Annotated in this window: 8 protein-coding genes; 4 read left to right on the forward strand and 4 right to left on the reverse strand. The window is 72.6% G+C overall.

Annotation, left to right across the window (positions count from 1 at the left end; all coding sequences use genetic code 11):
- The first annotated feature begins 374 nt into the window (after positions 1–374).
- Together AOJ26_RS05190 and AOJ26_RS05195 are read left to right on the forward strand one after the other, a co-directional pair.
- Positions 375–1,145, forward strand: a complete 771-nt coding sequence (locus AOJ26_RS05190) for a methyltransferase (protein ID WP_053846971.1) — start codon at positions 375–377, stop codon at positions 1,143–1,145.
- Between the two features lie 277 nt (positions 1,146–1,422).
- Positions 1,423–1,818 carry a DUF3040 domain-containing protein gene (locus tag AOJ26_RS05195; RefSeq protein ID WP_053846972.1) on the forward strand — a complete coding sequence of 132 codons (396 nt, stop codon included), beginning with the start codon at positions 1,423–1,425 and terminating at the stop codon, positions 1,816–1,818.
- A 103-nt stretch (positions 1,819–1,921) separates the two neighbouring features.
- On the opposite strand, the gene AOJ26_RS05200 is transcribed toward AOJ26_RS05195, so the two are convergent.
- The 4 genes from AOJ26_RS05200 to AOJ26_RS05215 all read right to left on the reverse strand — a co-directional run bounded on the left by AOJ26_RS05200 (position 1,922) and on the right by AOJ26_RS05215 (position 7,570).
- The gene (locus AOJ26_RS05200) at positions 1,922–4,330 is read right to left on the reverse strand and encodes a transglutaminase TgpA family protein (protein ID WP_053846973.1); all 2,409 of its coding nucleotides are present in this window, start codon (positions 4,328–4,330) and stop codon (positions 1,922–1,924) included.
- Positions 4,330–5,691 carry a DUF58 domain-containing protein gene (locus AOJ26_RS05205; RefSeq protein WP_053846974.1) on the reverse strand — a complete coding sequence of 454 codons (1,362 nt, stop codon included), beginning with the start codon at positions 5,689–5,691 and terminating at the stop codon, positions 4,330–4,332. Before AOJ26_RS05205 ends, AOJ26_RS05200 begins: the two co-directional genes overlap by 1 nt.
- A complete protein-coding gene (locus AOJ26_RS05210; protein WP_053846975.1) occupies positions 5,691–6,725 on the reverse strand; it encodes an AAA family ATPase in 1,035 nt (344 codons plus the stop codon). The genes AOJ26_RS05205 and AOJ26_RS05210 overlap by 1 nt, the downstream gene beginning before the upstream one ends.
- Positions 6,726–6,964: 239 nt before the next feature.
- Positions 6,965–7,570, reverse strand: coding sequence for a beta-class carbonic anhydrase (locus AOJ26_RS05215; protein WP_078959747.1), 606 nt, complete (start codon positions 7,568–7,570; stop codon positions 6,965–6,967).
- A gap of 375 nt (positions 7,571–7,945) precedes the next feature.
- On the opposite strand from AOJ26_RS05215, the gene rsmH reads away from it, so the two are divergent.
- On the forward strand, positions 7,946–8,902 hold the full coding sequence (rsmH, locus tag AOJ26_RS05220) for a 16S rRNA (cytosine(1402)-N(4))-methyltransferase RsmH (protein ID WP_078959748.1): 957 nt from the start codon (positions 7,946–7,948) through the stop codon (positions 8,900–8,902).
- A 58-nt stretch (positions 8,903–8,960) separates the two neighbouring features.
- Positions 8,961–9,505 (forward strand): septum formation initiator family protein (locus AOJ26_RS05225; protein ID WP_053846978.1); only part of this gene is annotated, 545 nt, incomplete at its 3' end.

Below are 9,505 nucleotides of genomic sequence, written 5' to 3' on the forward strand. Positions count from 1 at the left end.
GAAGGGACCCGACGGAAGGGACCCGACGGAAGGGACCCGACGGAAGGGACACGGGGACCGGTTCGCGCGAGGCACCCTGAAATGGGCTTAGACGCCTCGGCAGGGAACACGGCGACCCGTCCGAGCAAGGCGGTTCTGCGAGGTCGCCGCCCCCGTCCGCCCCAGCCGGTCGAAGGCGTCGCCGCCCCGGCCCGCCCCAGCCGCCTCGCTCCAGGACCCCGCCCGTGGCCGGCGCACCGCGATGACCGGCCGTGGCCTCGGAGGCAATAGGGTGGGGAGCGCCTGAAGCTTCCCCGTCCGCGCCCCCGGGCCGGGGACGCGCCCCGATCGCTCCGCCGTGCAACAGGCGGTGCCGCGCCGAGGAGTCAACTGTCGTGTCGGACCCGCTGCGACCCCGCGCCTCCCTCCGTACCGCCGTGGTCTGGGAGGTCCTCCAGGACGCCCTCGACCGCCGGGTCAAGGCCACGGGACGCCAGGCGCTGGACGTCCTCGACACCGGAGGCGGCAGCGGCAACTTCGCGGTGCCCGTGGCCCGCCTCGGCCACCAGGTCACCGTCGTCGACCCCAGCCCCAACGCGCTGTTCGCCCTGGAGCGCCGTGCCGCCGAGGCCGGCGTCGCCGACCGGGTGCGGGGCGTCCAGGGGGACGCCCACGGCCTCTTCGAGGTGGCCGAGCGCGGCGCCTACGACGTGGTGCTGTGCCACGGCGTCCTGGAGTACGTCGACGACCCGGCCGAGGGCGTGCGCAACGTGGTGGCCGCCCTGCGCCCCGAGGGCGTCCTCAGCCTGCTCGCCGCCGGTCTCGGCGGTGCCGTGCTCGCACGGGCCCTCGCCGGCCACTTCAAGGAGGCCCGGCAGGCCCTCGACGACCCGAACGGCCGCTGGGGCGACGGCGACCCCGTCCCGCGCCGCTTCACCGCCGACCAGCTCACCGCGCTCGTCGAGGGTGCGGGTCTCACCGTGGGCGCCGTGCACGGCGTACGGGTCTTCGCCGACCTCGTGCCCGGCGTGCTCGTGGACACCGAGCCCGGCGCCCTGGAAGCCCTGCTGAAGCTGGAGGAGGCGGCGGCCGAGCTCGCCGCCTTCCACTCCGTGGCCACACAGCTCCATGTGCTGGGTGAGACCCGAGAGACCGCAGGGGCCTGAGCCGCCTCCTGTGCCGGAGTGCTGATCAGGGACTTGACGGCACATGGAGTACGCCACAGGCCCCCCGATCGCGCCTTCAGCGCCGTATGATCGAGGGAGACCGCCCGGCATGACGGGACGGCCGCTGGGGAATGACAAGATTCAGCAGCCGGAGCGTTCATGGCGGAATCCGGTTGGCCAATTGGCGCAGAGGGGCGGGTTTCACGGGGGCGATTCCCTGCCTATCCTGAAGGGACCCCCCGAGTCGCCCCGGCGACTGCACGATGAGGAGGACTCCGTGCCGCTCTCGGAGCACGAGCAGCGCATGCTCGAGCAGATGGAGCGAGCGCTGTACGCCGAAGATCCCAAGTTCGCGTCGGCGCTCGAGGGAAGCGGGCTGCGTACGTACACCCGGCGGCGGGTCTACCAGGCGGTCGCCGGCTTCCTCGTGGGTATCGCGCTCCTCATGGCCGGTATGGTCGCCAAGCAGGTGTGGCTCAGCGTGGTGGGCTTCCTCGTCATGCTGGGGTGCGCGGTGCTCGCCGTGACCGGCTGGCGCAAGGCCCCCAAGCCGGGCGAGCAGCCCGCCGCAGGCGCCCCGCACGCCCGTCGCCAGGGACGCCAGAAGCGCTCGATGATGGACCGGATCGAGCAGCGCTGGCAGAAGCGCCGCGACGAGCAGGGCGGACAGTAGCAGCGCAGCTCCTACAGACGTTCTGAGGGGGTGAGCACCCAGTCGGGTGCTCACCCCCTCACGTATGTCCTCGAGCCGCCACCGCTTGCCGGGGCGGCGCCTTTCAGCCTTCCTGACCGGACGGCTTGCGCAGCGTCGGCCGGGCCGCCGCCACGCGGGTCCTGACCCCCGCCCACCACTCCGAGACCGCCCACACCGCCCGCGCGGTGGAACGCGGGGCGATCAGCGCACGCACCCGCGTGGTCCGGCTGACCGAACCGCGCAGCCCGCCGATCACCCGGTGGACGTCCTGCACGAGGCCGGCCGTCAGCCGGGGCCGCGGGGCGTAGAGCACCTGCTCCACGGCGTCCGCCACCCGGTGCACCGAGGCCGCGACCGCCGCATCGAGGTGCCCGAGCCGTACGATCCGCGCGGCCGCCTTGCGCGGGGTCTGCGAGTCGTCCGGCGGGATCCCGAAGTCCCACGCCGTGTCGGTCAGCTCCTGCCAGACCGCCAGGGTGTGGGCGACGGCGTCCGCGTCACTGCGGCCGTGCCCGCCCAGACGTACCGAACGGGTCCGCAGCCGCCACAGCATCGGCGCCAGGGGGACCGCGAGCACGGCCACCCCGACGAGCAGCCAGAACAACAGCTTCAGATACCACCAGGAGCCCTGTACGGCCCACCAGGGTCCACCGCCGCCCTTGGCCGCGGCGGCCGCCGGGGACGCGCTGTCGCACGCCTCCAGCTTCCGCAACTGCGGCGAGCAGCTCTCGCTCGCGGAAGGCGAGGCGGACGGAGCCGTGGACGTGCCCGCGGAGGGCCGCGCCACACCGGGGTCCACACTGCCGCCGGCGTCCGGGATGGTGTACGGGGGAACCGTGCCCCGGGTCGGGGTGGGCTCGAAGCGGGTCCATCCCACCCCCTCGAAGTACAGCTCGGGCCAGGCGTGGGCGTCCTTGAGCCCCACCGACACCGAGCCGTCCGCCTGCGGGGTGCCCGGCGCGAAGCCCACCGCGACGCGGGCCGGAATGCCCAGGGAGCGGGCCATCGCCGCCATGGCGAAGGAGAAGTGGACGCAGAAGCCCTGCTTGTCCCGCAGGAAGTTGGCGATGGCGTTGGGCCCGTCGCCGACCTCCACCTGGGTGTCGTACTCGAAGCCGCCGTTGATCGCGAAGTAGTCCTGGAGGTCGACCGCCTGCTCGTAGGGGTTCTGCGCGCCCGCGGTGACCTCACGGGCCGTCTTGGCCACCACCGCCGGCAGCGAGTCGGGCAGGTCGGTGTACTCGCGCTCGATGGCCGGGGGCGGGGCCGGTGCCGCGGCGAGCTGCTCGGCCGTCGGCTCCACGTCCAGGCTCTTGACGTCGTACGTCAGCCCGCGCGTGTTCTGCCCGTGGTCGCCGACGAGCGCCATGCCCTCGGGTTCGTAGCGCCAGTTGCCGCGGACCTGGACCCCACTGGGCGGGTACGGCATGGGCAGATAGCTCTGCTCGTACCAGTTCGCCGCCGAGATGGTCGTCTCCACCTCGGTGCGCCGCACGTCGGAGCCGAGGCCGATCGGGGTCGGGAAGTCCTTGGGCACAGCGCCGATGGACCGCTTGGACGGCTTCCAGGTCCGGCCGTCGAAGTCGTCCAGGGAGACGATCCGCAGGTACAGGTCGGCGGTGTCGTTGCTCTGCGTGCGCACGGACAGGACCTGGCGGTCCTCGTCGACGTTCAGGCTGTCGCGCAGCGAGAGCAGCGGGTTCACCGCGGAGATCGTGCCCCCGCTGCCGTTGCCGGCGCCCACGCCCGCCCCGGTGGCGTCCAGGAGGCCGCCGTTCATCGAGGGCAGGCCGGCCGACACCACGAGGGCGATGCCGAGGCTCGCCACCCCGATCCGGCGGCCGGTGCGCACCGGCGCCACCGGGCCGGAGTCGGCGCCCGGGGAGCGTGGCGCCCCGCCGAAGACCCGGCCCCACTGCGAGAGCCGGTCACGCCCCTCGGCCAGCAGCAGCATCAGATAGCCGATCGCTGCGACCAGGAACCAGAACCAGTCGCCGTGGCCCTCCGACAGCCCCGCGGCGACGGAGTACAGCGCGAGCAGCGGCAGACCCGCCGGGGCCGCGCTGCGGAAGGTCACCGCGAGGGTGTCCACGACGAGTCCGACGATCAGCACACCGCCGAAGACCATCAGCTTGATGCCCTCGGAAGCCAGGGGCGCCGGGATCGCGTACCGCGCGATGTCGTCGCCGCCCTGCCGGAGCAGGTCCCCGAAGTGCACGACGGCGCCCGGGCCGGGGACCAGCCCCAGGAAGGCCTGGTCGCGGGCGAAGATCAGGGTCAGCATCATCAGCGTGACGAGCGCCTGGACCGCCACCGTCAGCGGACGGGCCAGCGGGATCCGCCGGGTCGCCGCACCCACCACCGTCTGCACCCCGAGCAGGAAGGCGACCTGCACGATCCAGGTGACCGGCTCCACCAGGGGCAGCAGGGCGCACGCGGCCATCAGCGTGGCCGCCCAGGCGCACAGCGCCAGTCGTCCGCGGCCGCTCATCACGATGCCTCCCCGGCCGTACCGACGCCCGTGCGCTCGCGGTCCGCGAGACGCCACAGCGCCTCCAGCGAGGCGCCCCGCGGCACGCCCAGTGCCGTCCAGCCCGCCTCGCGGAGCATCCGCAGCCTTTCCTCGCGCTCCTCCAGCGCGCCGGGCACGTCGGTGGGTTCCCTTACCCAGAGCTCGCTGTCGAGGACGAACGCGAGCGCGCCCCCGCTGCGCCGGCGCATCTTGGCGACCACCGTGGCCTGCTCCTCGTCGAGGTCGCCGAAGAAGGCCACCAGCAGTCCCTCGTTCCCGCGGCGCAGCACGTCGTAGGCGTGCGACAGGCCCGTGCCGTCGGAGTGGTCGATCACCGCGAGCGTGTCCATCATCAGCCCGGCCGCGTCCGCCGTCCCCTGGCTCGCCCCGGCGAAGCCGTCGGCGCCCTCACCGGGCACGGAGTTGCCGGTGTCCGTCAGCAGCCTCACGGAGAAGCCCCGTTCCAGCATGTGGACCAGGACGGAGGCGGCGCCCGAGACGGCCCACTCGAAGGCCGAGTCCGGGCCCGCGCCCGCGAAGGCTAGGCTCCGGGTGTCCAGGAGCACCGTGCAGCGGGCGCGCTGGGGCTGCTCCTCGCGGCGGACCATCAGCTCGCCGTAGCGGGCGGTGGAGCGCCAGTGGACCCGGCGCAGGTCGTCGCCGTAGCGGTAGCCGCGCGGGATGACGTCGTCCTCGCCGGCCAGGGCCAGCGAGCGCTGGCGCCCTTCGCCGTAGCCCTTGGCCTCGCCGCTCAGCCGCACCGGGGGCAGCGCCTCCACGCGCGGGATCACGGTCAGGGTGTCGTACGTCGAGAAGGAGCGGGTCAGCTCGCACATGCCGAACGGGTCGGTCAGGCGGAGCTGGAGCGGACCCAGGGGGTAGCGGCCGCGCAGGTCGGAGCGGACCCGGTAGGAGACCTCGCGGCGGCCGCCCGGCTCCACGCGGTCGAGCACGAAGCGGGGGCGCGGGCCGAGGACGTAGGGGACCCGGTCCTGGAGCATCAGCAGGCCGGTGGGCAGGCGGGAGACGTTGTCCATCCGCAGGTGGACGCGGGCCTCGCTGCCGGCGGGCACGCGCGCGGGGGAGAGCCTGCGGCTGCCCGCGACCCGGTAGCGGGTGCGGTAGAGGACGGTGGCGCACACCAGGGGCAGCGCGGCCAGCAGGAGGCCGACGCGCAGCAGGTCGGACTGGCCGAGGACGTAGGCGCAGACGGCCGCGGCGATGCCCGCGGCGAAGAAGGAGCGGCCCCTGGTGGTCAGACCGGCCAGTGCCGTGCGGATCCCGCCCTTGTCGCCCCGGTCGGCCTCGGGGCCGCCGGCCGAGGGCACCCCGCCGGACATCACAGGCTCCGCGGCGGCTGCTGCGGGTACGCGGGCGCGGTGCGGCCGATCCCGAGGCCGCCCTGCTGGGGCGCGGCGGGGACCGGGGTGCGCTGGAGGATCTCCTGCACGACCTGTTCCGCGGTACGGCGGTTGAGCTGCGCCTGGGCGGTGGGCAGCAGACGGTGCGCGAGGACGGCCACGGCGAGCGCCTGGATGTCGTCCGGCAGCGCGAACTCGCGGCCGCTGAGGGCGGCGGAGGCCTTGGCGGCGCGCAGCAGGTGCAGGGTCGCGCGCGGGGAGGCCCCGAGTCTGAGGTCGGGGTGGGTGCGCGTGGCGGCGACCAGGTCGACGGCGTACCGCCGGACCGTCTCGGCGACGTGGACGCCGCGGACGGCCTCGATGAGCTTCACGATGTCGTGCGCGTGGGCCACCGGCTGGAGATCCTCCAGAGGGCTCACCCCGCCGTGGATGTCGAGCATCTGGAGCTCGGCCTCGGCGCTCGGGTAGCCCACCGAGACCCGGGCCATGAAGCGGTCGCGCTGGGCCTCGGGCAGCGGGTAGGTGCCCTCCATCTCGACCGGGTTCTGCGTGGCGACCACCATGAACGGGCTGGGCAGCTCGTAGGTCTGCCCGTCGATGGTGACCTGGCGCTCCTCCATCGACTCCAGGAGCGCGGACTGGGTCTTCGGCGAGGCACGGTTGATCTCGTCGCCGATCACGATCTGGGCGAAGATCGCACCCGGCTTGAACTCGAAGTCCCGGCGCTGCTGGTCCCAGATGGACACGCCCGTGATGTCCGAGGGCAGCAGGTCGGGTGTGAACTGGATGCGGCGCACCGAGCAGTCGATGGACCGCGCCAGCGCCTTGGCCAGCATGGTCTTGCCGACGCCGGGGACATCCTCGATCAGAAGATGTCCCTCGGCGAGCAGCACGGTCAGCGAAAGCCGGACGACCTCGGGCTTCCCCTCGATCACGCCCTCCACCGAACTGCGTACCCGCTCGACAACGGCGGTCAGATCAGTGAGGCTCGCTCGATCGTCATAGGTGGTCACCCGGCCCTCCTCGGCCCGAAACTTTCCGGGCCGACGCTCTGTGATGCGTAACCGGCCCACCCCGAATCACGGACACCACGCGTGAAAAGTTCCGCGTGACGCCCCACCCGCATTCTTGCTGCCGTTACCGTTTCGTGTCACTCGACTGTGGACAACTGGCTGCACTATGTCGGGCCTTGCGGTGTTTTGGGTACCCCGAGGGCCGAAATCAACAGCGAAACGACAGCTGCGGCGGATCCTTACGCCGGGTCGACCTCGCGCAGCAGGCCCGTCTTCACGTCGAACACGAACCCGCGGACGTCGTCGGTGTGCAGCAGGAAGGGCGAGGTGCGCACCCGCTGCATGGACTGCCGTACGTCCTGGTCGACGTCGCGGAAGGCCTCCACGGCCCACGCGGGGCGCTGGCCGACCTCCATCTCCAGTTCGGTGCGGAAGTCCTCGGTGATCGCCTCCAGGCCGCAGCCCGTGTGGTGGATGAGGACGATGCTGCGGGTGCCGAGCTTGCGCTGGCTGATCGTGAGGGAGCGGATCACGTCGTCGGTGACCACGCCGCCCGCGTTGCGGATGGTGTGGCAGTCGCCGAGCTCGAGACCGAGCGCGGCGTGCAGGTCGAGACGGGCGTCCATGCAGGCCACGACGGCGACGTGCAGGACGGGGCGGGCGTCCATCCCGGGGTCGGTGAACGCGGCGGCGTACCGCTGGTTGGCGTTGACCAGGCGGTCGGTGACACCGCCGTCGCGGGATATGGCGCCTTCGGTGGGAACGGATGCGGAAGTCGTCATAACCATGACGTTACTGGTCACCGGCGCCGCGGTCCTGCCGTGAGAGGGGAAAAAGAGTGTCATCACGTCCTGTGTGTGAGGTACCCCACAAGAGGACCGGGTGCGCCCGAACGAGTGTTTTCGGTCCATTTCGAGCGTCGGCTTCCCGCCGCTGCGCGACGCGCAGGCCGGTTGATTGACCGCGAGACACCGTGGACTAAAGTGACGCGAAGCGGGAGGCGAGGCTTCCCTGCTGACATTTTCCGGAGGCCCCGGCTCGCGCCCGGACGGTCTCCCCACGTGCGCGGCGCGTACGTACGGCTCGGCCTCCTCCCGCTCCCGGTCGGCTGACGCTTCCGGCGCCGGCAGGCCTCCTCTTCACTGGGGGTCCCCCAGCTTGCTGGGGGAGGGCGGGGACCCGGCGGTGCGTACGGCCCGCGCCGGACCTGAGAGGGCCCCTTGAGCCAGAGTCGACACGTCCCGGTGATGCTCCAGCGGTGCCTGGACCTGTTGGCCCCCGCGCTCGAGCGGCCCGGATCGGTGGTCGTCGACTGCACGCTCGGTCTCGGCGGCCACAGCGAGGCCCTGCTCCAGCGGTTCCCGGAGGCCCGGCTCGTCGCCCTCGACCGCGACAAGGAGGCCCTGCGCCTGTCCGGAGAGCGGCTCGCGCCCTTCGGTGAGCGCGCCACCCTGGTCCACGCCGTCTACGACGAGCTCCCGGACGTCCTCGACAGGCTCGGCATCGCGCGCGTGCAGGGCGTCCTCTTCGACCTCGGTGTCTCCTCCATGCAGCTCGACGAGGCCGACCGCGGCTTCGCCTACGCCCAGGACGCCCCCCTCGACATGCGCATGGACCAGACGACCGGCATGAGCGCGGCCGAGGTCCTCAACACCTACCCGGCGGGCGAACTCGTCCGGATCCTCCGGGCCTACGGCGAGGAGAAGCAGGCCAAGCGGATCGTGTCCGCTATCGTGCGCGAGCGCGAGAAGGAGCCGTTCGCCAACAGCGCGCGGCTCGTCGAGCTGATCCGGGACTCCCTGCCGCAGGCCGCCAAGCGCACCGGCGGCAACCCCGCCAAGCGCACCTTCCAGGCGCTGCGCATCGAGGTCAACGGCGAACTCTCCGTCCTGGAGCGGGCGATCCCGGCCGCGGTCGAGGCACTCGCGGTGGGCGGCCGGATCGTCGTGCTGTCGTACCACTCGCTGGAGGACCGGCTGGTCAAGCAGGTCTTCGCGGCCGGCGCCACCAGCACCGCCCCGCCCGGACTGCCCGTCGTCCCCGAGCAGTACCAGCCGCGGCTCAAGCTGCTCACGCGCGGTGCCGAACTTCCCACCGAGGAAGAGATCGCCGAGAACCGGCGGGCGGCACCGGCGCGTTGCAGAGGCGCCGAGCGAATCAGGGAGTCCGTCGAATGATGCGTGAGGCGCGTGAGCCGCGTCCGTGGGTGGGGAAACCGGACTCACTGGAGGGTGTGTGAGCAGGAAACCCGAACTGAGGGGGAGGGCGGCCCGGCTCGCGCGTCTCCTCCCCGGCACGGCGAGCCCCGGACAGGCGGCACGCACCCCCTTCGTGCTCCTCGTGGTCCTCCTGCTCGGCGGCGGTCTCATCGGGCTGCTGGTGCTGAACTCCGCGGTGAGCGAGGGGTCGTTCAAGCTGGCCGACCTCCAGAAGGACACCAAGAGCCTCACCGACGAGCAGCAGGCCCTGCAACGGGACATCGACGCCTACTCCGCGCCCGACGCCCTGGTGCGACGCGCCCGTGAACTCGGCATGGTGCCCGGCGGCGACCCGGCCTTCCTCGACCCCGACGGCACCGTCAAGGGCGTCCCGTCCCCCGCCGGCGCCGCCGAACCGCTGTCGTACCGCATGCCGCTCGTCCTCGCGCCCGAGGCGTTCGACGCCACGGCCGGCTCGACCCCGACGGCCGACCCCACCCCGGCCGGGGACGTCGTACAGACGCCCGAGACCGTCGAACAGGTTCCCGGGACCGTCCCCTCGGACGCCCCGCTCCCCACGAC

The sequence above is a fragment of the Streptomyces sp. NRRL B-24085 genome, assembly GCF_001282115.1.
Lineage (GTDB): Bacteria > Actinomycetota > Actinomycetes > Streptomycetales > Streptomycetaceae > Streptomyces.

Coding starts and splice junctions, on each gene's coding strand:
- AOJ26_RS05205 (WP_053846974.1), bottom strand. CDS start 5,691: ATGTCCGGCGGGGTGCCCTCGGCCGGCGGCCCCGAGGCCGACCGGGGC.
- AOJ26_RS05200 (WP_053846973.1), bottom strand. CDS start 4,330: ATGAGCGGCCGCGGACGACTGGCGCTGTGCGCCTGGGCGGCCACGCTG.
- AOJ26_RS05215 (WP_078959747.1), bottom strand. CDS start 7,570: ATGACACTCTTTTTCCCCTCTCACGGCAGGACCGCGGCGCCGGTGACC.